This window comes from Citrobacter sp. VF227, from assembly GCF_052950715.1.
Genome location: NZ_JBRFVF010000777.1, coordinates 1 through 228, shown reverse-complemented (window position 1 = coordinate 228; position 228 = coordinate 1). Strand labels below are relative to the sequence as shown.

Annotated in this window: 1 tRNA gene; it reads right to left on the bottom strand. The window is 45.6% G+C overall.

What is annotated here, in order from left to right:
• Positions 1-148: 148 nt before the first annotated feature.
• Positions 149-224: transfer RNA gene (locus ACU8YC_RS28930), tRNA-Ala, on the bottom strand.
• Between the last annotated feature and the right edge of the window lie 4 nt (positions 225-228).

Sequence of the window (228 nt, the reverse complement as noted above, 5' to 3'; positions counted from 1 at the left end):
AACACACCGCTTTTCATTTCTTATTACGGAGAAATGAAACAGTGTGTCGTTTCAATTTTCAGCTTGATCCAGATTTTTAAAGAGCAAAACTTCGCAGTGAACCTTTTCAGGTACACTCTGAAGTTTTCTTGGTTTGTTGCAGTAAAGATGGTGGAGCTATGCGGGATCGAACCGCAGACCTCCTGCGTGCAAAGCAGGCGCTCTCCCAGCTGAGCTATAGCCCCATCG